We start from the raw sequence: 20,380 nt of genomic DNA, 5'->3' as shown, positions 1-20,380 counted from the left end.
GCCTAGAACGGAATCTCGTCGTCGAAATCATCGAAGCTGCCCGGGTCCGGCGCGCCATAGTTGCCGCCCTGTTGCTGGCCGCCACCCTGCTGCGGGGGAGCCGGCTGCGGAGCCGGACGCTGAGGCTGCCCGCCCCCCGGATTACCACCACCATAGTTGCCGCCCTGCTGCGGCGCGTTGCCGTAACCACCCTGCTGAGGCTGACCGCCGTACTGGCCGCCCTGCTGACCGCCGAAGTCGCCGCCACGGGAATCGAGCATCTGCATGTCGTTGGCAACGATCTCGGTACTGTACTTGTCCTGGCCGTTCTGGTCCTGCCACTTGCGGGTCTGCAGACGGCCCTCGATATAGACCTTGCTGCCCTTCTTGAGGTACTGCTGGGCGATCTCGGCGGTCTTGTTAAACAGCACGATGCGGTGCCATTCGGTGCGCTCCTGGCGCTGGCCGCTCTGCCTGTCCATCCAGGTATCGGTGGTGGCCAGGTTGAGGTTGGCAACGGCGGTGCCGGAGGGCGTGAAGCGCACCTCGGGATCCTGGCCCAGGTTGCCAATGAGGATGACCTTGTTGATGCCGCGGGCCATGAGGGACTCCTTGCTGTCATGAATACGTTGTAAGGATCATACGCGGCTCAGGCGCCGCTGTGGTGATTCCCGGAACCGGTGACGCGGGCCAGCGCCTGTTCATCGAGACGCTGGCGATCCACCTTGAGATAGGCCAGGCGCTCCTCGGGGACGACCAGCACGTCTTCCACCCCGGCGACGTCGGCGAATCGCGCCATCAGGGTGTCCAGCGCATCATCCTGCTCATTGCCGTCCAGCGCCACCACTTCGCTGGTCAGGTGGCGAGGGGGCGCCATGCCGGCCATCACCGCCAGCCAGGCCAGGCCCAGCAGGCCGCAGCCAATGAAAACCGCGGGCAACCCCCACTGCTGCACCAGGGCGCCTCCCAGCACCCCGCCCAGGAAGGCCCCCAGGAACTGACTGGTAGAATAGACCCCCATGGCCGTGCCCTTGGCCCCGGCCGGCGCCAGCTTGCTGAGCATCGAGGGCAGTGTCGCCTCGAGCAGATTGAAGGCGACGAAGAACAGCAGCAGCCAGCCGAAGAGCGCCGGGAACCCGTCGCCGAGACCGGCCAGCCCGAACAGGCTCAGGGTGATCGCGGTGATCGCCGAGAGGCACATGGCCTTCATGCGCCGCCGCTTCTCCGCGATGATCACCAGCGGCACCATCACCAGAAAGGCCAGCAGCATGATGCTCAGGTAGGTAAGGCCATGACGCTCGACGGCGATACCTGCCTCGACCAGCCGGAAAGGCACGGCGACGAAGATCGCCATCAGCACCAGATGGAGGGCGAAGATCGAGGCGTCCATGCGCCACAGCTCGCTGCTCGAGAGGATGCCCCGCAGCTGGTCGCGATCCATGCCCACGTCCCGGTGGCGCACCCGCCGCGGTGCCGGCGGCACCAGCTTCCACAGCACCACCATGCCCAGCAGGGCGAGCCCCGCGGTGAACCAGAAGACGCCGGCCAGGCCGACGCCTGCGGCCAGCCAGGGGCCGAGCACCATGGCCACGGCGAACGCCACGCCGATGGAGAGCCCGATAGTGGCCATGGCGGCCGTGCGCACCTGCTCGCGGGTCTGGTCGGCGAGCAGCGCCATGATCGCCGCGGCCACGGCGCCGCTGCCTTGCAGGCAGCGTCCCAGGATCACTCCGCCGATGGTGTCGGCGCCGGCGGCCACCACGCTGCCAAGCAGGAACAGCGCCAGGCCGGCGGCGATCACCGGCTTGCGCCCCAGGCGATCGGAGAGCAGGCCGAAAGGAATCTGCAGCAGCGCCTGGGTGAGGCCGTAGACGCCCAGCGCAAGACCGACCAGCAGCGGCGTGGCGCCGGCCAGGTCATCGGCATACAGGGCCAACACCGGAAGCACCATGAACAGGCCCAGCATGCGCGTGGCATAGAGCCCCGCCAGCCCAGTGATGGCACGACGCTCGGTGGCTAACAGCAGTCCTGAGACCTTTCGCATGGCGGATCGAACTTCCGTGGACGGACCCTCGGGCCCGGAGGTGGACCGCATATTCTAGCGGCTCGCCGGGGCGCAGGGAAAGCCGATGGCAGCTCGCGCTTTGCCGGCGGCGCAGCCCGCCACGTATAATCGAGCTTTTGCCGCGTCCGGCGAGGTGGGAATGGACACAATTCTGGTCAGGGGTGCCCGCACCCACAACCTGAAGAATATCGACGTCGATCTGCCGCGCGACAAGCTGATCGTGGTCACCGGGCTTTCGGGCTCGGGCAAGTCGTCGCTGGCGTTCGACACCCTCTACGCCGAGGGCCAACGCCGCTATGTGGAATCGCTCTCCACCTACGCGCGCCAGTTCCTGTCGATGATGGAGAAGCCCGACGTCGACCATATCGAGGGGCTCTCCCCGGCGATCTCCATCGAGCAGAAGTCCACCTCTCACAACCCGCGCTCCACCGTGGGCACCATCACCGAGATCTACGACTACCTGCGCCTGCTGTTCGCCCGCGCCGGCACCCCGCGCTGCCCGGAGCACGGCGAGGACCTCGAGGCCCAGACCGTCTCGCAGATGGTCGACCAGGTGCTGACCCTGCCCGAGGGCAGCAAGCTGATGCTGCTCGCGCCGGTGGTCAAGGGGCGCAAGGGCGAGCACCTGCAGCTGCTCGCCGAGCTGCGCGCCCAGGGCTTCGTGCGCGCCATGGTCGACGGCCAGGTGCTGGAGCTCGACGACATCGCCCCGCTCGACAAGAACAGGAAGCACGACATCAGCGTGGTGGTCGACCGCCTCAAGGTGCGCGACGGGCTGCAGCAGCGCCTGGCGGAGTCCTTCGAGACGGCCCTCAACCTGGCCGACGGCGTGGCCACGATCCACTTCATGGACGGCGAGCACGAGGAGATCGCCTTCTCGGCACGCTTCGCCTGTCCGGTGTGCGGCTACTCCATCGCCGAACTCGAGCCGCGCATGTTCTCCTTCAACAACCCGGCCGGCGCCTGCCCGACCTGCGACGGCCTGGGCGTGCAGCAGTTCTTCGACCCCGACAAGCTGATCAGCCACCCCGAGCTGTCGCTGGCCGAGGGGGTGATCAAGGGCTGGGACCGGCGCAGCGTCTACTACTTCAACCAGCTGCAGGCCGTGGCCGACCATTACCGCTTCACCCTGGAGACCCCCTGGCAGGACCTGGCGCGCCACGAGCGCGAGATCGTCCTGTACGGCAGCGGCAGCGACGACATCGCCTTCAGCTACGTCAACGACCGCGGCCGCAAGGTGACCCGCGAGCACCCCTTCGAGGGCGTGCTGCCCAACATGCAGCGCCGCTATCGCGAGACCGAGTCCAGCATGGTGCGCGAGGACCTGGCACGCCACATCGCCGTGCAGCCCTGCCCCACCTGCCACGGCTCGCGGCTGCGCCGGGAGGCGCGCCACGTCTACATCGACGACCGCACCCTGCCCCAGCTCGTCCACCTGCCCATCGGCGAGGCGCTGAACTACTTCGGCGAACTCAGCCTGCCGGGACGCAAGGGCGAGATCGCCGTCAAGATCGTCAACGAGATCCACGCCCGGCTGGAGTTCCTGGTCAACGTGGGGCTCGACTACCTGAACCTGGAGCGCAGCGCCGAGACCCTCTCCGGCGGCGAGGCCCAGCGCATCCGCCTGGCCAGCCAGATCGGCGCTGGCCTGGTGGGGGTGATGTACATCCTCGACGAGCCCTCCATCGGCCTGCACCAGCGCGACAACGACCGCCTGCTGCAGACCCTGGAACGCCTGCGCGACCTCGGCAACACCGTGATCGTGGTCGAGCACGACGAGGACGCCATCCGCGCCGCCGACCACGTGCTCGATATCGGCCCTGGCGCCGGCGTACATGGCGGGCGCATCGTCGCCCAGGGCACCCCGCAGGAGATCATCGCCACCCCGGAGTCGCTCACCGGCCAGTACCTCGCCGGCACTCGGCGCATCGAGGTCCCGCCCTGGCGCATTCCCGGCAATCCGGAGAAGGTGGTTCGTCTGACCGGGGCGAGTGGCAATAATCTCCAGAACGTCACCCTCGAACTGCCGCTGGGCCTTTTCGTTTGCATCACCGGCGTCTCCGGTTCCGGCAAGTCGACGCTGATCAATGCCACCCTGATGCCCATCGCCGCGCGCGAGCTCAATCGCGCCACGTCGCTGAGCCCCGAGGCCCACGAGCGCATCGAGGGCCTCGATCATCTCGACAAGGTGATCGACATCGACCAGAGCCCCATCGGTCGCACCCCGCGCTCCAACCCGGCCACCTACACCGGCATCTTCACCCCCATCCGCGAGTTGTTCGCCGGCACCCAGGAGGCACGCTCGCGGGGCTACAAGCCGGGCCGCTTCTCCTTCAACGTCAAGGGCGGGCGCTGCGAGGCCTGCCAGGGCGAGGGCATGATCAAGGTGGAGATGCACTTCCTGCCGGACATCTATGTGCCATGTGACGTCTGCAAGGGCAAGCGCTACAACCGCGAGACCCTGGAGATCGCCTACAAGGGCAAGAGCATCCACGAGGTCCTCGAGATGACCGTGGAGGAGGCCTTGGCGTTCTTCTCGCCGGTGCCGGCGATCGCCCGCCGGCTGCAGACGCTGCTCGACGTGGGGCTCTCCTACATCCGCCTGGGGCAGAGCGCGACCACGCTCTCCGGCGGCGAGGCCCAGCGGGTCAAGCTGGCCCGGGAGCTGGCCAAGCGCGATACCGGCAAGACCCTCTACATCCTCGACGAGCCGACCACCGGCCTGCACTTCGAGGACATCCGCCAGCTGCTCAGCGTGCTGCACCGCCTGCGCGACCACGGCAATACCATCGTGGTGATCGAGCACAACCTGGACGTGATCAAGACCGCCGACTGGCTGATCGACCTGGGCCCCGAGGGCGGCTCCGGCGGCGGGCGCATTATCGCCGAGGGCACGCCCGAGCAGGTGGCACGCATGGAGGCGTCGCACACCGGCCGTTTCCTCAAGCCCCTGCTGGAGCGCGCCAAGACCAGCAAGGCGGAGCCGGAGACTACGGCATAGCGGCGAGGTGCGAGGTGCGAGTTGCAAGGTGCGAGGTGCGAGGTGCGAGGTGCGAGGCAGCGTGCACCGCAGGAGGCCCAAGCCGGCCCTTCCTTGAAACCTGAACCTCGTGCCTCGCACCTGCAATAAAAAAACCGGCTCCCCTTGAGGAGCCGGTTTGGCGTGCCACTGGCGGAAGGCCGGTCGAGGATCACTCCTCGGCGGCGGCTTCCTCGACGACCGGACGGTCGACCAGTTCGACGAAGGCCATGGGGGCGTTGTCGCCGGTGCGGTAGCCGCACTTGAGGATACGGACGTAACCGCCCGGACGCTCGGCGTAACGCGGCCCCAGCTCGTTGAAGAGCTTGCCGACCGCTTCCTTCGAGCGGGTGCGGCTGAAGGCCAGACGACGATTGGCAACGCTATCCTGCTTGGCCAGGGTGATCAGCGGCTCGATGACGCGACGCAGCTCCTTGGCCTTGGGCAGGGTTGTCTTGATCACTTCATGCTCGACCAGCGAGACAGACATGTTCTTGAACATGGCCTGGCGGTGCGAGCTGTTGCGATTCAGGTGACGACCACTCTTACGATGACGCATGGTTGTGATTCCTTACCAAACTGGGACTCGAGTCGAGGCTCACGCGGAGGCCTTGTCGTCCTTCAGGCTTGCCGGCGGCCAGTTCTCCAGCCGCATGCCCAGGGAAAGACCGCGGGCGGCCAACACGTCCTTGATCTCATTCAGGGACTTCTTGCCGAGATTGGGGGTCTTCAGCAGCTCCACCTCGGTGCGCTGGATCAGATCCCCGATGTAGTAGATGTTCTCGGCCTTCAAGCAGTTGGCGCTGCGAACGGTCAACTCGAGATCGTCTACGGGGCGCAGCAGGATAGGATCGATATGATCCTCTTCCTCCACCACTTCCTGTTCCTTGTCGGCCTCCAGGTCGACGAACGCCGCCAGCTGCTCCTGCAGAATGGTCGCGCTGCGACGGATCGCCTCTTCCGGGTCCAGGGTGCCGTCGGTTTCCAGGTTGATGATCAGCTTGTCGAGGTCGGTGCGCTGTTCGACACGCGCAGCTTCGACGCTGTAGGAAACTCGACGCACGGGGCTGAAGGTAGCATCCAGCTGCAGACGGCCGATGGCGCGCGACTCGTCGTCGGCATCGCCACGTACGTCCGCCGGCTCGTAGCCGCGACCGCGAGCCACCTTGAGCTGCATCTTCAGCTCGGCACCCTCATTGACGTGGGCGATGACATGCTCGGGATTGACGATCTCGACATCATGATCGAGAGCGATATCCCCTGCAGTCACGACGGCGGGCCCCTGCTTGTTCAGCGAGAGCACCGCCTCATCGCGGCTGTGCATCCGGAGCGCCACGTCCTTGAGGTTCAGGAGGATTTCGATGACATCTTCCTGGACGCCCTCGATCGCGCTGTACTCGTGTTCGACACCGGCGATCTCGGCTTCCACCACGGCACAGCCGGGCATGGACGAGAGCAGGATGCGACGCAGGGCATTGCCCAGCGTGTGGCCGAAGCCCCGTTCGAAGGGTTCGAGCACGATCTTGGCGTGGTGTGCGCTGATCTCTTCGACCTTGATGTCGCGAGGACGGAGAAACTCTGTCACTGAACGCTGCATATGAACACCTATCAGGCTGCCAAACGGATTGTCGGTACTCTCCGACCGCTCCCCGCGAACGGGGAGCGGAACGACGCGCGCGCCGCTTACTTGGAGTACAGCTCGACGATCAGGTTTTCGTTGATGTCGGCAGACAGGTCACCGCGTTCGGGCAGGGCCTTGAAAGTGCCTTCCATCTTCTTGGCATCGGTCTCGACCCAGACCACGTCGCCGCGGTTGGCGGCGATGGCCAGGGAAGTCTGGATGCGCGCCTGGTTCTTCGCCTTTTCACGCACGGAGACCACGTCGCCAGGCTTGACCTGGTAGGACGCCACGTTGACGGTCTTGCCGTTGACGGCGATCGCCTTGTGGCTGACCAGCTGACGCGCCTCGGAACGCGTGGAGCCGAACCCCATGCGGTAGACGACGTTATCCAGTCGGGATTCGAGAAGCTGCAGCAACAACTCGCCGGTCGCGCCCTTCAGTCGGGCCGCTTCCTTGTAGTAGTTGCGGAACTGCTTCTCGAGTACGCCGTACATGCGACGTACTTTCTGCTTCTCGCGAAGCTGCAAGCCGTAGTCGGAAAGACGCTGACGGCGCTGGCCGTGCACACCCGGGATCTGCTCGGATTTGCACTTCTTCTCGAAGGGAGTGATACCGCTCTTGAGAAAGAGGTCGGTCCCCTCACGACGAGACAGTTTGCACTTCGGTCCAATGTAACGAGCCATGAATCTGTCTCCTTAAACGCGGCGTTTCTTCGGCGGACGGCAGCCATTGTGGGGAATGGGCGTCGCGTCGGTGATGCTCTGCACGCGGAAGCCGGCGGCATTGAGCGCGCGCACGGCGGATTCACGGCCAGGACCGGGGCCCTTGACCAGCACGTCGACGTTTTTCACACCATACTCGGCTGCAGCGGTCGCTGCACGTTCGCTTGCCACTTGAGCAGCGAACGGGGTGCTCTTGCGAGAACCACGAAAACCCGAACCACCGGCAGTCGCCCAGGAAAGGGCGTTGCCCTGGCGGTCTGTGATCGTAATGATCGTGTTGTTAAAAGAGGCGTGGATATGCGCGATGGCATCCACTACCTGCTTTTTAACCTTTTTACGGTTGCTACGCGGGTTAGCCATGTTGATGTCTATTCCTGTCTTTACGCCAGAACGTGCGTGTTATTTGCGGATCGGCTTGCGCGGGCCCTTGCGGGTACGCGCATTGGTCTTGGTACGCTGACCACGCAGCGGAAGACCACGACGATGACGCAGACCACGATAGCAACCCAGGTCCATGAGACGCTTGATGTTAAGCGTGACATCACGACGCAGGTCACCTTCCACGGTGTACTTGCCGACTTCAGACCGCAGGGTATCCACTTCTTCAGAGGAGAGCTCCTGGATCTTGGTGGTCGGCGCGATGCCGGTCGCTGCACAGATGTCCTGAGCGCGAGTGCGGCCAATCCCGAAGATATAGGTCAGCGAGATCGCCGCATGCTTGTTGTCCGGGATATTGACGCCTGCAATACGGGCCATCAGCTTACTCCGAAATTTGAGCGGCTTGCTCGATTAATCATCTACAAAAGGCGCAACAGCATACCCCTTTCCTCGCTCGAGGACAAGGGGCATGCCGGCACCCGGTTCAGTGCAGCGTCAGGATCAACCCTGGCGCTGCTTGTGCCGCGGCTCGATGCAGATGACGCGCACGGCGCCATTGCGACGAATGATCTTGCAGTTGCGGCACATTTTCTTCACGGAAGCTCGAACTTTCATCGTTCTATCTCCATAGTTGGCTCGCGACGCGGGCCAACGGTTCAGCTCGCGGCGCACCATGTCGCCAGCAGGGCTCAGCGCATGATGCCGCCGCTACCGTAGCCTTTCAGGTTGGACTTCTTCATCACCGACTCGTACTGGTTCGACATCAGATGCGACTGCACCTGGGCCATGAAGTCCATGATGACCACCACCACGATCAGCAGCGAGGTGCCGCCAAAGAAGAACGGAACGTTCCAGGCGACGATCAGGAACTGGGGCATCAGGGAAACCGCAGTGATGTAGAGGGCACCGAACAGGGTCAGACGGGTCATGACCTTGTCGATATAGCGAGCGGTCTGCTCGCCCGGGCGGATGCCCGGCAGGAAGGCCCCTGACTTCTTGAGGTTGTCAGCGACATCCTTGGGATTGAAGACCAGCGCTGTGTAAAAGAAGCAGAAGAATACCACCGCCGCGCCGAAAAGCAAGATGTACAGCGGCTGACCCGGCCCCAGGGCCTGGGACGCACGCTGCAGCCACTCCATGCCATCGCCGGCACCGACCCACTGACCCAGCGACGCCGGGAACAGCAGGATGCTCGAGGCGAAGATCGCCGGAATCACGCCCGCCATGTTGACCTTCAGCGGCAGATAGCTGCTCTGGCCGGCATACATCTTGTTGCCGACCTGGCGACGCGGGTAGTTCACCGTGAGGCGGCGCTGACCGCGCTCGATGAACACCACGAAGGCCACGGTGGCCACGCCCAGTGCGGTAAGTGCCAGCAGCGGCAGGACGTTCCACGCCCCTTCGTTGCGGGCCAGCTCGAACGCCTGCCCCACGGCGCCAGGCAGGCCGGCGACGATACCCGAGAAGATCAGCAGCGAGATGCCGTTGCCGATGCCCTTCTCGGTGATCTGCTCACCCAGCCACATCAGGAACACCGCCCCGGTGACAAACGTCACGATGGCAGTGAAATAGAAGCTGAAGTCGGCCGTGTAGGCGATGCCCTGACTGGCCAGACCCACCGACATGCCGGTGGCCTGAATCAGGGCCAGCACTACGGTGCCGTAGCGCGTGTACTGGCTGATCTTGCGGCGGCCGGCCTCGCCCTCCTTCTTCAACTGCTCGAGATGCGGCGAGACCGCGGTCATCAGCTGCATGATGATCGACGCTGAAATGTAGGGCATGATGCCCAGCGCCATGATACTCATGCGCTCCAGGGCACCCCCCGAGAACATGTTGAACATGCCCAGGATGGTGCCCTGCTGCTCCCTGAACAAGGCAGCAAGCTGGTCAGGATTGATACCGGGAACGGGGATGTGGGCACCGATACGGTAGACCACGATGGCGAGGAGCACGAAGCGCAGACGCGCCCAGAGTTCACCCAGACCGCTGCCCATCGCCGGCATGTTTCCTGACTTGGCCATTTAGTCCTCTACCTTGCCGCCGGCGGCTTCGATCGCAGCACGGGCACCCTTGGTGACCTTGATGCCGCGGACCGTGACCGCCTTGTTCAGTTCGCCGGAAAGGATCACCTTGGCATGCTTGGTGGCATCCTTCAGCACGTTGGCGTCCTTGAGGGACTCGAGAGTGACTTCGTCACCCGCGACCCGGCCCAGCTCGGCCAGGCGGACCTCTTCGGAAACCAGCGACTTCGCGGAGGTGAAGCCGAACTTGGGCAGGCGCCGCTGCAGCGGCATCTGACCGCCCTCGAAACCGGGCTTCACGCTGCCGCCGCTGCGCGACTTGAGGCCCTTGTGGCCACGGCCGCCGGTCTTGCCCAGACCGGAACCGATGCCACGGCCGACGCGCTTCTCGGCGTGCTTGGAGCCCGGTGCCGGGCTCAGGCTATTGAGTTTCATGGATTACTCTCCCTCAACACGCACAAGGTAGTTAACCTTGTGGATCATGCCGCGGACGGCAGGGGTGTCTTCCAGTTCAACCGTGTGACCGATGCGACGCAGGCCGAGGCCGTTCATGGTGGCCTTGTGCTTGGCCAGTACGCCGATGGTGCTGCGGGTCTGGGTAACCTTGATCGTTGCTGACATGGTGCTTACCCCGTGATCGCTTCGACAGGCAGACCGCGCTTGGCGGCCACGTCTTCCGGCGACTGCAGGGAGGCCAGACCGTTAACGGTCGCCCGCACCACGTTCACCGGGTTGGTGGAGCCGTAGCACTTGGCCAGGACGTCATGCACGCCGGCCAGTTCGAGCACGGAGCGCATGGCACCGCCGGCGATGATCCCGGTACCCTCGGAGGCAGGCTGCATGTACACCTTGGAGGCGCCGTGACGGGCCTTGACCGGGTACTGCAGGGTGCCACCGGTGAGGTTCACCTTGACCATGTTGCGACGTGCCTGGTCCATGGCCTTCTGGATCGCGACCGGCACTTCACGCGCCTTGCCACGACCGAAACCCACACGACCGTTCCCGTCACCCACGACGGTCAAGGCGGTGAAACCGAAGATTCGGCCACCCTTGACCACCTTGGCGACACGGTTGATCTGCACCAGCTTTTCCTGCAGATCGCCGCTTTGCTGTTCGTTCTTCGCCATCGTAAAACCCTTTAGAATTCCAGGCCGCCTTCACGAGCGGCGTCGGCCAAGGCCTTCACCCGACCGTGATACTTGAAGCCGGCACGATCGAAGGCCACCTGGGTGATGCCAGCCTGCTTGGCGCGTTCGGCAATCATGGCGCCCACCTTGGCGGCGGCGTCGGAATTGCCGGTTGCACCCTCGCGCAGGGCCTTGTCCAGCGTGGAAGCGCTGGCGAGGACCTTGCCACCATCCGGCGAGATGATCTGCGCATAGATGTGGCGCGGGGTACGGTTGACGCACAGGCGATACACGCCCAGCTCGCGGATCTTGGCGCGAGCACGGCGGGCACGACGGAGACGAGATTCTTTCTTCGCGTTCATAACCCTGCCTTACTTCTTCTTGGCTTCTTTGCGACGCACCTGCTCGTCGGCGTACCGGACACCCTTGCCCTTGTAGGGCTCGGGCGGACGGAAGGCGCGGATTTCCGCAGCACACTGGCCGAGCTTCTGCTTGTCCGCGCTTTTCAGCACGATGACGGTGTTCTTGGGCGTTTCCGCCGTGACACCTTCAGGCAGCGTGTAGTCGACCGGGTGCGAGAAGCCCAGTGTAAGATTGAGCGTCTGGCCCTTGGCCTGGGCACGATAACCGACGCCGATGATTTCGAGGCTCTTGGTAAAGCCCTCGCTGACACCGGTGACCAGGTTCTGAACCAGGGCACGGGTGGTACCGACCATTGCCCAGCTCTTCGCGGACTCGCTCGGCTGGAAGGTCAGTTGCCCCTCTTCCTGGCCGATCACCACATCGGGGTGAACGGTCAGGGACAGGGTGCCCTGGCTGCCCTTGGCGGACAGCTGGTCACCGTCGAGCTTGACCTCGACGCCTGCGGGCAATTTGACCGGATATTTGGCTACGCGGGACATTCCAAACTCCTAGAATACGGTGCAGATGACTTCACCACCGACACCCGCCTGACGCGCCGCACGATCGGTCATCACCCCTTGCGAGGTGGTCACGATAGCAACGCCCAGACCTTCGGCGACCTTCGGCAGCGCGTCCTTGCCCTTGTACTGGCGCAGGGACGGCTTGGAAACTCGCTGCAGGTGCTCGATGACCGGCTTGCCCTCGAAGTACTTGAGGGTCACGGTCAGCTCGGGCTTGGCGGTCTCGCTGACGGCGAAGTCGCTGATGTAGCCCTCTTCCTTCAGCACGCGGGCCACCTCGACCTTGAGCTTGGAGGACGGCATGGAAACCGTCTCCTTGGTGGCCATCTGCGCATTGCGGACACGAGTGAACATATCCGCCAGAGTGTCTTGCATGCTCATTTACGTTGCGCTCCTGATGATTCTACGTGGCGTTACCAGCTGGACTTCTTGAGTCCGGGCACGTCGCCACGCATGGCGGCTTCACGCAGCTTGTTACGGCCGAGGCCGAACTTGTTGTAGTAGCCGTGCGGACGACCCGTGATGCGGCAGCGGTTGCGCTGACGCACCGGGCTGGAGTCGCGCGGCAACTGCTGCAGCTTGAGCTGCGCGTCGAAGCGCTCTTCGTCAGAAGCGTTGACGTCCTGGATGATCGCCTTGAGCTCGGCACGCTTGGCGGCATACTTGCTCACCAGCTTGGTGCGCTTGAGCTCGCGCTCTACCATGCTTTTCTTTGCCATGATCCCACCCTTATTTCTTGAACGGGAAGTTCAGCGCGCCGAGCAGCGCGCGACCTTCTTCATCGGTTTTGGCGGTGGTGGTGATGGTGACATCCAGACCACGGATCCGATCGATCTTATCATATTCGATCTCCGGAAAGATGATCTGCTCACGCACCCCCATCGAGTAGTTGCCACGACCGTCGAAGGACTTCGGGTTGAGACCACGGAAGTCACGAACACGGGGGATCGCGATATTCACCAGGCGATCGAGAAAGTCCCACATGCGCTCGGAGCGCAGGGTCACCTTGATCCCGATCGGCCAGCCTTCACGCACCTTGAAGCCCGCGATGGACTTGCGTGCCTTGGTCACCAGCGGCTTCTGACCGGAGAGCTTCTCCAGATCGCCGATGGCGTTATCGATCAGCTTCTTGTCGCTGGTCGCATCGCCGATACCCATGTTCAGAGTCACCTTGGTGACCCGCGGTACCTGCATCACGTTGGCGTAGCTGAACTGCTCTTGGAGTTGAGCCACCACCTCGTTCTGATAACGTTCTTTCAAGTTCGCCATTTTGCTATCCGACTCGCGTTAGGCGTCGATCTGCGACTGCGTCGACTTGTAGATACGTACCTTGGTACCGTCTTCCTGAACCTGGAAGCCGACGCGATCCGCCTTGCCGGTCTCCTGGTTGAAGATGGCCACGTTGGACGCGTGAATCGGTGCCTCGCGCTCGACGATACCGCCCTGGTTGCCCGCCATCGGGTTGGGCTTGGTGTGACGCTTGATCATGTTCACACCGGACACCACGAAGCGGTTTTCGAGAACCCGCTTGACGGTGCCGCGCTTGCCCTTGTCCTTGCCGGCGATGACGATGACTTCATCGTCACGTTTGATCTTTTGCATATCCGCCTCGCTCCTTACAGCACTTCAGGCGCCAAGGAAATGATCTTCATGAACTTCTCGTTGCGAAGCTCACGCGTCACCGGCCCGAAAATACGGGTACCGATCGGCTGATCGTTGGTGTTGTTCAACAGCACAGCCGCATTTCCATCGAAGCGGATCAGCGAACCGTCGTTACGACGGACGCCACTACGGGTGCGAACCACCACCGCCTTGAGGACCTGGCCTTTCTTGACCTTGCCACGCGGAATGGCTTCCTTCACCGTGACCTTGATGATGTCTCCGACGCGGGCGTAGCGACGGTGAGAACCGCCCAGCACCTTGATGCACTGCACCCGGCGCGCTCCGCTGTTGTCGGCGACATCCAGCATTGTCTGAGTCTGAATCATCGGTTTTCTCCAAACCTAATCTGACTGCACTGGATTGACCGGCGTGAGCCGATCAACCCTTGGCCTGTTCGACGACTTCGATCAGGGTCCAGGCCTTGTTCTTCGACAGCGGACGGCATTCCTGAATGGATACCGTGTCGCCGGACTTGGCCTGGTTCGACTCGTCATGGGCGTGCAGCTTGGTGGAGCGCTTGACGTATTTGCCGTAGATCGGGTGGCGCTCACGACGCTCGATCATCACGACGATGGACTTGTCCATCTTGTCGCTCACCACCTTGCCGGTGAGCGTACGGGCTTTTTTCTCTTCGGCCATCTCAGTCACCTGCCTTCTCGTTGAGCACAGTCTTCACGCGGGCAATGTCCCGACGAACCTGCTTGAGCAGATGAGTCTGGCTCAGCTGACCGGTGGCCTTCTGCATGCGCAGGTTGAACTGCTCACGGAGGAGTTCGAAGAGCTGCTCCTGGAGCTGCTCGGCTGACTTCTCGCGAATTTCCTGGGCTTTCATCACATCACCGTCCGTTTCACAAAGGTGGTGGAGACCGGGAACTTCTGGGCAGCCAGGGCGAATGCCTCGCGGGCCAGCTCCTCGGAAACGCCTTCGATCTCGTACAGGACCCGGCCCGGCTGGATCTGGGCGACCCAGTACTCGACGGAGCCCTTGCCCTTACCCATGCGGACTTCCAGCGGCTTCTTGGAAATCGGCTTGTCCGGGAAAACGCGGATCCAGATCTTGCCGCCACGCTTGACGTGGCGCGTGATCGCACGACGACCGGCCTCGATCTGACGGGCGGTGACGCGGCCCCGGCCGGTGGCCTTGAGGCCATACTCGCCGAAGCTGATCTTGCTGCCGCGATGCGCCAGGCCACGATTGCGGCCCTTTTGCATCTTGCGGAACTTCATACGCTTGGGTTGTAACATCGACTCGCTCTCCCCTTACCTGGAACCTTTCTTCTTGGAGGGCGCGGCCTGCGGCTGTTTCGCCTTGGCGCGGACCTCCTCGATGCCCCCGAGGATTTCACCCTTGAAGACCCAGACCTTGACACCGATGATGCCGTAGGTGGTCTTGGCCTCGTAGGTGGCGTAGTCGATGTCCGCGCGCAGGGTATGCAGCGGGACGCGACCTTCGCGGTACCACTCGGTGCGGGCGATTTCCGCGCCGCCGAGGCGACCGGAGAGCTGCACCTTGATGCCGCCGGCGCCCAGACGCATGGCGTTCTGCACGGCACGCTTCATGGCACGACGGAACATCACGCGACGCTCGAGCTGGCCGGCGATGTTCTGCGCGACGAGCTGGGCATCGAGTTCCGGCTTGCGGACTTCCTCGATGTTGACGTGCACGGGCACACCCATCATCGCGGTCACGTCACGACGCAGCCGGTCGACGTCTTCGCCCTTCTTGCCGATCACGATGCCCGGACGGGCAGTGTGAATGGTAATACGGGCGTTGTTGGCCGGGCGCTCGATGGTGATCTTGCTCACGGAGGCGTTCTTCAGACGCTCTTCCAGGAAGCGACGCACTTCGAGATCGCTGTTCAGCTTGTCGGCATAGGCGCCGCGCTCGGCATACCACACCGAGGTATGGTCTTTGACGATACCCAGGCGAATGCCTGTTGGATTGACTTTCTGACCCATCTGGTCGACTCCTACTTCTCGGCTACCTTGACGGTGATGTGGCAGGTGCGCTTCAGAATGCGATCCGCACGGCCCTTGGCGCGCGGACGGATGCGCTTGAGCGTCATGCCCTCATCGACGCAGATGGTCGAGACACGCAGCTCGTCGATATCCATGCCGTCGTTTTCTTCCGCATTCGCGATGGCGGACTGCAGCACCTTCTTGACCAGCTTCGCGGCCTTCTTCGGGGAGAAGGTCAGCAGGTCTAGCGCTTCGGCGACCGGTTTACCGCGCACCTGGTCAGCCACCAAACGGGCCTTCTGGGCGGATAAACGAGCGCCACGCAGCTTTGCTGTGACTTCCATCTCTCAATCCTCTCTGGCTTACCGTTTGGCTTTCTTGTCCGCCGCATGACCGCGATAGAGGCGGGTAGCAGCGAATTCGCCCAGCTTGTGGCCAACCATTTCCTCGGAGACATGCACCGGGACGTGTTGGCGCCCGTTATGGACTGCAATGGTGAGCCCGACCATGTTGGGCAGGATCATCGAGCGACGCGACCAGGTCTTGATCGGTTTGCGGTCGCTCTTCTCCACTGCAGTCTCAACCTTCTTCAGCAGATGAAGGTCAATAAAAGGACCTTTCTTCAGTGAACGTGGCACAGCCGTTACCTCTTAATGTCTTGGCGTTGGATCTTATTTCCGGGCCTTGCGGCGACGGATGATCAGCTTGTCGGTGCGCTTGTTCTTGCGGGTCTTGTGGCCCTTGGTGGGGATGCCCCACGGGGAGACCGGGTGGCGACCGCCACTGCTGCGGCCTTCGCCGCCGCCGTGCGGGTGGTCCACCGGGTTCATCGCCACGCCGCGAACGGTCGGGCGCACGCCTCTCCAGCGCTTCGCACCGGCCTTGCCAAGCTGACGCAGGCTGTGCTCGGAGTTGCTCACTTCACCCAGGGTCGCGCGGCACTCGGCCAGCACCTTGCGCATCTCGCCGGAGCGCAGACGCAGGGTGGCGTAGTTGCCTTCACGGGCGACCAGCTGGGCGCTGGTCCCGGCGCTGCGAGCAATCTGGGCGCCCTTGCCGGGCTTGAGCTCGATGCAGTGCACGGTGGAACCCAGCGGGATGTTGCGCAGCGGCAACGCATTGCCCTTCTTGATGGGCGCGTTGACACCGGACTCGAGACGGTCGCCGGCACTCACGCCCTTGGGCGCGATGATGTAGCGACGCTCGCCGTCGAGGTACTTGAGCAGAGCAATATGCGCGCTGCGGTTCGGGTCATGCTCCAGGCGCTCGACGGTGGCCGGGATGCCATCCTTGGTGCGCTTGAAGTCGATGACGCGGTAGTGATGACGGTGCCCACCGCCCACGTGGCGGGTGGTGATGCGACCGTAGTTGTTACGCCCACCGGACTTGGACTGCTTCTCGAGCAACGGCGCGTAGGCGCGGCCCTTGAACAGTTCTTCACCAACGATCTTGACGACGTGGCGACGACCGGCGGATGTGGGTTTAGTCTTGACGATTGCCATGATCCGTACTCCTGCCCTTATTCGGCGCCAGAGAAGTCTTCAAGCGTCTCGCCGGCGGCCAGTGTCACGTACGCCTTGCGATAACCCTTGCGCTGACCCAGACCCTGCGCGGTGCGCTTGGTCTTGCCCTTCATGTTCAGCACCTGAACACGGTCGACCTTCTTGCCGAACAGCTCCTGCACGGCAGCCTTGATCTCGGGCTTGGTCGCGTCGCTTGCCACCTTGAACACGTACTGGTTGCGCTCGGCGGCCATGGCGGCCTTCTCGGTCACGTGCGGACCGAGCAGAACCTTGAATACACGTTCCTGGTTCATGCCAGCTTCTCCTCGAATTTACGCAGAGCGGAGACGGTGACCAGCACCTTGTCGAAAGCGACCAGGCTCACCGGATCAGCGGCGGCGACGTCCACCACATCCACGTTGGGGATGTTGCGGGCGGCGAGGTACAGGTTTTCGTCGACTTCTTCGGTGACGATCAGCACCTTTTCCAGGCCCAGCTCCTCGAGCTTGGCGACCAGCTGCTTGGTCTTGGGGGCCTCGACGGCGAAGCCATCGACAGCCACCAGGCGCTCCTGGCGAACCAGCTCGGAGAGGATCGAGCGCATGGCCGCGCGGTACATCTTGCGATTGACCTTCTGGGAATGGTCCTGCGGACGCGCCGCGAAGGTCACGCCGCCGCTGCGCCAGATCGGCGAGCGGATGGTACCGGCACGGGCACGACCGGTGCCCTTCTGACGCCAGGGCTTCTTGCCGCCGCCACGCACGTCGGAACGGTTCTTCTGGGCACGGGTACCCTGGCGACCACCGGCCAGATAGGCGGTGACGACCTGGTGCACGAGGGCCTCGTTGAATTCTTTGCCAAAGGTGGCATCGGATACTTCGACAGTACCGGCGCCTGCACCTGCAAGATTCAGATTCATCGGTAAGTTCCCCTTCAGCCTGCTTTGACGGCGCTGCGCACGATGACATCACTGCCGGTGGCGCCGGGTACGGCACCCTTGATCAGCAGCAGATTGCGTTCGGCGTCGACACGGACGACTTCCAGGCTCTGCACGGTGCAACGAACATTGCCCATCTGGCCGGCCATCTTCTTGCCCTTGAATACGCGGCCCGGCGTCTGGCACATGCCGATGGAACCCGGCGCGCGGTGCGACAGGGAGTTACCGTGGCTGTTGTCCTGGGTGCGGAAATTCCAGCGCTTGACGGCGCCCTGGAATCCCTTGCCCTTTGAGGTGCCGGTCACGTCGATCATCTGACCAGCTTCGAAGAGGGATACGGTGAGCTCGCCACCCACTTCCGGAGCCTCGTCGCCTGCTGCCAGGCGGAACTCCATCAGCGAACGGCCGGCCTCGACACCTGCCTTGGCGAACTGCCCGGCTTGGGCTTTCGACAGATGCTTGGCCTTGCGGGAGCCGGTTGTCACCTGAACCGCAGCGTAACCGTCGGACTCGACGGACTTCACGCGCGTTACGCGGTTGGGTTCAACCTCGATCACGGTCACGGGCACGGATGCACCGTCTTCGGTGAAGACACGGGTCATACCGGCCTTCCTACCGACTAAACCGATAGTCATTCTCAGTCTCCTATAGTGTACGGGGCTGTCACCCGCTATGGCTGCCCTTTCCAGAGCATTCCACTAGCACGTTGTGTGGCGCCATCCCGGCGCGGCGGCTGCTGGACGCCTTCCTGTGGAGCGGGCGAACGCTGGGCCGCGAGTGTCTAGTGTGGTGTCAGTCGAGCTTGATCTGCACGTCCACGCCGGCGGCGAGGTCGAGCTTCATCAGGGCGTCAACGGTCTTTTCGGTAGGCTCGACAATGTCGAGCACCCGCTTGTGGGTACGAATCTCGTACTGGTCGCGCGCGTCCTTGTTGACGTGCGGAGAGATCAGCACGGTGTAACGCTCGCGATTGGTCGGCAGAGGAATCGGACCACGGACCTGGGCGCCGGTACGCTTGGCGGTATCTACGATCTCCGCGGCGGACTGGTCGATCAGGCGGTGGTCGAAAGCCTTCAACCGAATGCGAATCTTCTGGTTCTGCATTTGCCCTAACTCCAATGGATTCTGACGGCGCGAGCCGTCAACCCACGCATTCAAAGGATGCGCATTATAGGCACGCCGGCGACGAGAGTCAAACACTCGCTTCCGGTGCGCAGAAAGGGGGCTCCTCGCGGAGCCCCCTTCGATCGGTCAAGCAGCGTGACGCTTACTTGAGGATCTTGGCCACGACGCCGGCGCCGACGGTACGGCCACCTTCACGGATGGCGAAACGCAGGCCGTCATCCATGGCGATCGGAGCGATCAGGGTGACAACCATCTTGACGTTGTCGCCCGGCATGACCATCTCGACGCCTTCCGGCAGCTCACAGGTACCGGTGATGTCGGTGGTACGGAAGTAGAACTGCGGACGATAGCCCTTGAAGAACGGCGTGTGACGACCACCCTCGTCCTTGGACAGCACGTACACCTCGGCCTCGAACTCGGTGTGCGGGGTGATGGTGCCCGGCTTGGCCAGGACCTGACCACGCTCGACGTCGTCACGCTTGGTGCCGCGCAGCAGGGCGCCGACGTTCTCACCGGCACGACCTTCGTCGAGCAGCTTGCGGAACATCTCGACGCCGGTCACGACGGTCTTGACGGTGTCCTTGATACCGACGATCTCGACTTCCTCGCCGGCCTTGACCACGCCACGCTCGACGCGGCCAGTGACCACGGTGCCGCGGCCGGAGATGGAGAACACGTCCTCGATCGGCATCAGGAACGGCTGGTCGATGGCACGCTCCGGCTCCGGGATGTACTCGTCCAGGGCCTTGATCAGGTTGGCAACGGCGGTGGTACCCATGCCGTTGTCATCCTTGCCTTCCAGAGCCATCAGGGCGGAACCGGTGATGATCGGGGTGTCGTCACCCGGGAAGTCGTACTCGTCGAGGAGTTCGCGCACTTCCATCTCGACCAGCTCGAGCAGCTCCTCGTCATCGACCATGTCGGCCTTGTTCAGGAACACGACGATGTACGGCACGCCGACCTGACGAGACAGCAGGATGTGCTCGCGGGTCTGCGGCATGGGGCCGTCGGCAGCGGACACGACCAGGATAGCGCCGTCCATCTGGGCGGCACCGGTGATCATGTTCTTGACGTAGTCGGCGTGCCCCGGGCAGTCCACGTGCGCGTAGTGACGCGTCTCGGACTGGTACTCGACGTGAGAGGTGGCGATGGTGATACCGCGCTCACGCTCTTCCGGCGCATTATCGATGGCGTCGAACTCGCTCCAGTCGCCGCCGAACACCTCGGCGGAAACGCGAGTCAGGGCCGCAGTCAGCGTGGTCTTGCCGTGGTCGACGTGACCGATGGTCCCGACGTTGACGTGCGGTTTGGAACGTTCAAATTTTGCCTTAGCCACTGCT

At 63.3% G+C, this 20,380-nt stretch carries 32 protein-coding genes; 1 reads left to right on the top strand and 31 read right to left on the bottom strand.

The features are described from left to right. Positions 1-2: 2 nt before the first annotated feature. Both ssb and FHR95_RS14930 read right to left on the bottom strand, forming a co-directional pair. Positions 3-581, bottom strand: coding sequence for a single-stranded DNA-binding protein (gene ssb / locus FHR95_RS14935; protein ID WP_040183095.1), 579 nt, complete (start codon positions 579-581; stop codon positions 3-5). A 47-nt stretch (positions 582-628) separates the two neighbouring features. After that, positions 629-2,023, bottom strand: coding sequence for an MFS transporter (locus FHR95_RS14930; protein WP_183315003.1), 1,395 nt, complete (start codon positions 2,021-2,023; stop codon positions 629-631). A gap of 160 nt (positions 2,024-2,183) precedes the next feature. Here FHR95_RS14930 and uvrA point away from each other — a divergent pair, with 160 nt between their 5' ends. Then, positions 2,184-5,045: an excinuclease ABC subunit UvrA gene (gene uvrA, locus FHR95_RS14925; protein ID WP_183315002.1), complete on the top strand. Its 2,862-nt coding sequence runs from the start codon at positions 2,184-2,186 to the stop codon at positions 5,043-5,045. A 190-nt stretch (positions 5,046-5,235) separates the two neighbouring features. Here the strand turns inward: uvrA and rplQ are convergent, their stop codons facing one another. From rplQ to tuf, 29 genes are all read right to left on the bottom strand, one after another. Next, entirely contained in the window at positions 5,236-5,622 is a 387-nt protein-coding gene (gene rplQ / locus FHR95_RS14920) for a 50S ribosomal protein L17 (RefSeq protein WP_106232389.1), read from the bottom strand. Positions 5,623-5,661: 39 nt separating this feature from the next. Beyond that, on the bottom strand, positions 5,662-6,660 hold the full coding sequence (locus FHR95_RS14915) for a DNA-directed RNA polymerase subunit alpha (RefSeq protein ID WP_040183102.1): 999 nt from the start codon (positions 6,658-6,660) through the stop codon (positions 5,662-5,664). A gap of 86 nt (positions 6,661-6,746) precedes the next feature. Next, on the bottom strand, positions 6,747-7,367 hold the full coding sequence (rpsD, locus tag FHR95_RS14910) for a 30S ribosomal protein S4 (RefSeq protein WP_040183104.1): 621 nt from the start codon (positions 7,365-7,367) through the stop codon (positions 6,747-6,749). Between the two features lie 12 nt (positions 7,368-7,379). Further along, positions 7,380-7,766: a 30S ribosomal protein S11 gene (gene rpsK, locus FHR95_RS14905; RefSeq protein ID WP_040183105.1), complete on the bottom strand. Its 387-nt coding sequence runs from the start codon at positions 7,764-7,766 to the stop codon at positions 7,380-7,382. Positions 7,767-7,805: 39 nt separating this feature from the next. Then, positions 7,806-8,162, bottom strand: coding sequence for a 30S ribosomal protein S13 (rpsM, locus tag FHR95_RS14900; RefSeq protein WP_040183107.1), 357 nt, complete (start codon positions 8,160-8,162; stop codon positions 7,806-7,808). A gap of 123 nt (positions 8,163-8,285) precedes the next feature. Beyond that, the gene (gene rpmJ, locus FHR95_RS14895) at positions 8,286-8,399 is read right to left on the bottom strand and encodes a 50S ribosomal protein L36 (protein ID WP_009099023.1); all 114 of its coding nucleotides are present in this window, start codon (positions 8,397-8,399) and stop codon (positions 8,286-8,288) included. A gap of 74 nt (positions 8,400-8,473) precedes the next feature. Further along, positions 8,474-9,805, bottom strand: a complete 1,332-nt coding sequence (gene secY, locus FHR95_RS14890; RefSeq protein ID WP_040183112.1) for a preprotein translocase subunit SecY — start codon at positions 9,803-9,805, stop codon at positions 8,474-8,476. Then, positions 9,806-10,240 carry a 50S ribosomal protein L15 gene (gene rplO / locus FHR95_RS14885; RefSeq protein WP_040183114.1) on the bottom strand — a complete coding sequence of 145 codons (435 nt, stop codon included), beginning with the start codon at positions 10,238-10,240 and terminating at the stop codon, positions 9,806-9,808. Between the two features lie 3 nt (positions 10,241-10,243). Next, complete coding sequence (gene rpmD / locus FHR95_RS14880) at positions 10,244-10,426, bottom strand: 50S ribosomal protein L30 (RefSeq protein WP_040183116.1); 183 nt, start codon at positions 10,424-10,426, stop codon at positions 10,244-10,246. A gap of 5 nt (positions 10,427-10,431) precedes the next feature. Beyond that, entirely contained in the window at positions 10,432-10,932 is a 501-nt protein-coding gene (gene rpsE, locus FHR95_RS14875) for a 30S ribosomal protein S5 (protein ID WP_040183118.1), read from the bottom strand. An 11-nt stretch (positions 10,933-10,943) separates the two neighbouring features. Next, entirely contained in the window at positions 10,944-11,294 is a 351-nt protein-coding gene (rplR, locus tag FHR95_RS14870) for a 50S ribosomal protein L18 (protein ID WP_040183119.1), read from the bottom strand. Between the two features lie 9 nt (positions 11,295-11,303). Beyond that, positions 11,304-11,834 (bottom strand): 50S ribosomal protein L6, encoded by a 531-nt coding sequence (rplF, locus tag FHR95_RS14865; RefSeq protein ID WP_040183120.1) that lies wholly within the window; start codon positions 11,832-11,834, stop codon positions 11,304-11,306. A gap of 9 nt (positions 11,835-11,843) precedes the next feature. Beyond that, positions 11,844-12,236: a 30S ribosomal protein S8 gene (gene rpsH, locus FHR95_RS14860; protein WP_040183121.1), complete on the bottom strand. Its 393-nt coding sequence runs from the start codon at positions 12,234-12,236 to the stop codon at positions 11,844-11,846. A gap of 32 nt (positions 12,237-12,268) precedes the next feature. Then, the gene (rpsN, locus tag FHR95_RS14855) at positions 12,269-12,574 is read right to left on the bottom strand and encodes a 30S ribosomal protein S14 (protein ID WP_040183123.1); all 306 of its coding nucleotides are present in this window, start codon (positions 12,572-12,574) and stop codon (positions 12,269-12,271) included. Between the two features lie 10 nt (positions 12,575-12,584). Next, positions 12,585-13,124, bottom strand: a complete 540-nt coding sequence (gene rplE, locus FHR95_RS14850; RefSeq protein ID WP_040183124.1) for a 50S ribosomal protein L5 — start codon at positions 13,122-13,124, stop codon at positions 12,585-12,587. Positions 13,125-13,142: 18 nt separating this feature from the next. Beyond that, complete coding sequence (gene rplX / locus FHR95_RS14845) at positions 13,143-13,457, bottom strand: 50S ribosomal protein L24 (RefSeq protein WP_040183125.1); 315 nt, start codon at positions 13,455-13,457, stop codon at positions 13,143-13,145. A 14-nt stretch (positions 13,458-13,471) separates the two neighbouring features. Next, a complete protein-coding gene (rplN, locus tag FHR95_RS14840; RefSeq protein ID WP_040183127.1) occupies positions 13,472-13,843 on the bottom strand; it encodes a 50S ribosomal protein L14 in 372 nt (123 codons plus the stop codon). A gap of 52 nt (positions 13,844-13,895) precedes the next feature. Continuing rightward, the gene (gene rpsQ, locus FHR95_RS14835; protein ID WP_040183128.1) at positions 13,896-14,156 is read right to left on the bottom strand and encodes a 30S ribosomal protein S17; all 261 of its coding nucleotides are present in this window, start codon (positions 14,154-14,156) and stop codon (positions 13,896-13,898) included. 1 nt (position 14,157) lies between these two features. Beyond that, positions 14,158-14,349: a 50S ribosomal protein L29 gene (rpmC, locus tag FHR95_RS14830; RefSeq protein WP_040183129.1), complete on the bottom strand. Its 192-nt coding sequence runs from the start codon at positions 14,347-14,349 to the stop codon at positions 14,158-14,160. Then, positions 14,349-14,762, bottom strand: a complete 414-nt coding sequence (gene rplP, locus FHR95_RS14825; RefSeq protein ID WP_040183130.1) for a 50S ribosomal protein L16 — start codon at positions 14,760-14,762, stop codon at positions 14,349-14,351. The genes rpmC and rplP overlap by 1 nt, the downstream gene beginning before the upstream one ends. 15 nt (positions 14,763-14,777) lie before the next feature. Beyond that, a complete protein-coding gene (rpsC, locus tag FHR95_RS14820) occupies positions 14,778-15,476 on the bottom strand; it encodes a 30S ribosomal protein S3 (protein ID WP_040183131.1) in 699 nt (232 codons plus the stop codon). 11 nt (positions 15,477-15,487) lie between these two features. After that, entirely contained in the window at positions 15,488-15,820 is a 333-nt protein-coding gene (gene rplV / locus FHR95_RS14815) for a 50S ribosomal protein L22 (RefSeq protein ID WP_040183132.1), read from the bottom strand. 18 nt (positions 15,821-15,838) lie between these two features. Further along, positions 15,839-16,114: a 30S ribosomal protein S19 gene (gene rpsS / locus FHR95_RS14810; protein WP_040183133.1), complete on the bottom strand. Its 276-nt coding sequence runs from the start codon at positions 16,112-16,114 to the stop codon at positions 15,839-15,841. A gap of 33 nt (positions 16,115-16,147) precedes the next feature. Then, the gene (gene rplB / locus FHR95_RS14805; protein WP_040183134.1) at positions 16,148-16,978 is read right to left on the bottom strand and encodes a 50S ribosomal protein L2; all 831 of its coding nucleotides are present in this window, start codon (positions 16,976-16,978) and stop codon (positions 16,148-16,150) included. A 17-nt stretch (positions 16,979-16,995) separates the two neighbouring features. Then, positions 16,996-17,292, bottom strand: a complete 297-nt coding sequence (gene rplW, locus FHR95_RS14800) for a 50S ribosomal protein L23 (protein WP_040183135.1) — start codon at positions 17,290-17,292, stop codon at positions 16,996-16,998. After that, complete coding sequence (rplD, locus tag FHR95_RS14795; RefSeq protein WP_106232376.1) at positions 17,289-17,897, bottom strand: 50S ribosomal protein L4; 609 nt, start codon at positions 17,895-17,897, stop codon at positions 17,289-17,291. The genes rplW and rplD overlap by 4 nt, the downstream gene beginning before the upstream one ends. A 14-nt stretch (positions 17,898-17,911) precedes the next feature. Continuing rightward, positions 17,912-18,550, bottom strand: a complete 639-nt coding sequence (gene rplC / locus FHR95_RS14790; RefSeq protein WP_040183137.1) for a 50S ribosomal protein L3 — start codon at positions 18,548-18,550, stop codon at positions 17,912-17,914. A gap of 157 nt (positions 18,551-18,707) precedes the next feature. Next, positions 18,708-19,019, bottom strand: a complete 312-nt coding sequence (gene rpsJ, locus FHR95_RS14785; RefSeq protein WP_010626466.1) for a 30S ribosomal protein S10 — start codon at positions 19,017-19,019, stop codon at positions 18,708-18,710. A 163-nt stretch (positions 19,020-19,182) separates the two neighbouring features. Continuing rightward, the gene (gene tuf / locus FHR95_RS14780) at positions 19,183-20,376 is read right to left on the bottom strand and encodes an elongation factor Tu (protein ID WP_040183140.1); all 1,194 of its coding nucleotides are present in this window, start codon (positions 20,374-20,376) and stop codon (positions 19,183-19,185) included. Positions 20,377-20,380: the final 4 nt, after the last annotated feature.

It is taken from the genome of Halomonas fontilapidosi (assembly GCF_014192285.1).
GTDB classification, from domain to species: Bacteria; Pseudomonadota; Gammaproteobacteria; order Pseudomonadales; family Halomonadaceae; genus Halomonas; species Halomonas fontilapidosi.
This window is presented reverse-complemented; position numbering and strand designations above follow the sequence as displayed.

Bases quoted from the DNA above. Each gene is read 5' to 3' on its own strand.
- ssb (WP_040183095.1), bottom strand. From the start codon at position 581: ATGGCCCGCGGCATCAACAAGGTCATCCTCATTGGCAACCTGGGCCAG.
- FHR95_RS14930 (WP_183315003.1), bottom strand. From the start codon at position 2,023: ATGCGAAAGGTCTCAGGACTGCTGTTAGCCACCGAGCGTCGTGCCATC.
- uvrA (WP_183315002.1), top strand. From the start codon at position 2,184: ATGGACACAATTCTGGTCAGGGGTGCCCGCACCCACAACCTGAAGAAT.
- rplQ (WP_106232389.1), bottom strand. From the start codon at position 5,622: ATGCGTCATCGTAAGAGTGGTCGTCACCTGAATCGCAACAGCTCGCAC.
- FHR95_RS14915 (WP_040183102.1), bottom strand. From the start codon at position 6,660: ATGCAGCGTTCAGTGACAGAGTTTCTCCGTCCTCGCGACATCAAGGTC.
- rpsD (WP_040183104.1), bottom strand. From the start codon at position 7,367: ATGGCTCGTTACATTGGACCGAAGTGCAAACTGTCTCGTCGTGAGGGG.
- rpsK (WP_040183105.1), bottom strand. From the start codon at position 7,766: ATGGCTAACCCGCGTAGCAACCGTAAAAAGGTTAAAAAGCAGGTAGTG.
- rpsM (WP_040183107.1), bottom strand. From the start codon at position 8,162: ATGGCCCGTATTGCAGGCGTCAATATCCCGGACAACAAGCATGCGGCG.
- rpmJ (WP_009099023.1), bottom strand. From the start codon at position 8,399: ATGAAAGTTCGAGCTTCCGTGAAGAAAATGTGCCGCAACTGCAAGATC.
- secY (WP_040183112.1), bottom strand. From the start codon at position 9,805: ATGGCCAAGTCAGGAAACATGCCGGCGATGGGCAGCGGTCTGGGTGAA.
- rplO (WP_040183114.1), bottom strand. From the start codon at position 10,240: ATGAAACTCAATAGCCTGAGCCCGGCACCGGGCTCCAAGCACGCCGAG.
- rpmD (WP_040183116.1), bottom strand. From the start codon at position 10,426: ATGTCAGCAACGATCAAGGTTACCCAGACCCGCAGCACCATCGGCGTA.
- rpsE (WP_040183118.1), bottom strand. From the start codon at position 10,932: ATGGCGAAGAACGAACAGCAAAGCGGCGATCTGCAGGAAAAGCTGGTG.
- rplR (WP_040183119.1), bottom strand. From the start codon at position 11,294: ATGAACGCGAAGAAAGAATCTCGTCTCCGTCGTGCCCGCCGTGCTCGC.
- rplF (WP_040183120.1), bottom strand. From the start codon at position 11,834: ATGTCCCGCGTAGCCAAATATCCGGTCAAATTGCCCGCAGGCGTCGAG.
- rpsH (WP_040183121.1), bottom strand. From the start codon at position 12,236: ATGAGCATGCAAGACACTCTGGCGGATATGTTCACTCGTGTCCGCAAT.
- rpsN (WP_040183123.1), bottom strand. From the start codon at position 12,574: ATGGCAAAGAAAAGCATGGTAGAGCGCGAGCTCAAGCGCACCAAGCTG.
- rplE (WP_040183124.1), bottom strand. From the start codon at position 13,124: ATGGCGAACTTGAAAGAACGTTATCAGAACGAGGTGGTGGCTCAACTC.
- rplX (WP_040183125.1), bottom strand. From the start codon at position 13,457: ATGCAAAAGATCAAACGTGACGATGAAGTCATCGTCATCGCCGGCAAG.
- rplN (WP_040183127.1), bottom strand. From the start codon at position 13,843: ATGATTCAGACTCAGACAATGCTGGATGTCGCCGACAACAGCGGAGCG.
- rpsQ (WP_040183128.1), bottom strand. From the start codon at position 14,156: ATGGCCGAAGAGAAAAAAGCCCGTACGCTCACCGGCAAGGTGGTGAGC.
- rpmC (WP_040183129.1), bottom strand. From the start codon at position 14,349: ATGAAAGCCCAGGAAATTCGCGAGAAGTCAGCCGAGCAGCTCCAGGAG.
- rplP (WP_040183130.1), bottom strand. From the start codon at position 14,762: ATGTTACAACCCAAGCGTATGAAGTTCCGCAAGATGCAAAAGGGCCGC.
- rpsC (WP_040183131.1), bottom strand. From the start codon at position 15,476: ATGGGTCAGAAAGTCAATCCAACAGGCATTCGCCTGGGTATCGTCAAA.
- rplV (WP_040183132.1), bottom strand. From the start codon at position 15,820: ATGGAAGTCACAGCAAAGCTGCGTGGCGCTCGTTTATCCGCCCAGAAG.
- rplB (WP_040183134.1), bottom strand. From the start codon at position 16,978: ATGGCAATCGTCAAGACTAAACCCACATCCGCCGGTCGTCGCCACGTC.
- rplW (WP_040183135.1), bottom strand. From the start codon at position 17,292: ATGAACCAGGAACGTGTATTCAAGGTTCTGCTCGGTCCGCACGTGACC.
- rplD (WP_106232376.1), bottom strand. From the start codon at position 17,897: ATGAATCTGAATCTTGCAGGTGCAGGCGCCGGTACTGTCGAAGTATCC.
- rplC (WP_040183137.1), bottom strand. From the start codon at position 18,550: ATGACTATCGGTTTAGTCGGTAGGAAGGCCGGTATGACCCGTGTCTTC.
- rpsJ (WP_010626466.1), bottom strand. From the start codon at position 19,019: ATGCAGAACCAGAAGATTCGCATTCGGTTGAAGGCTTTCGACCACCGC.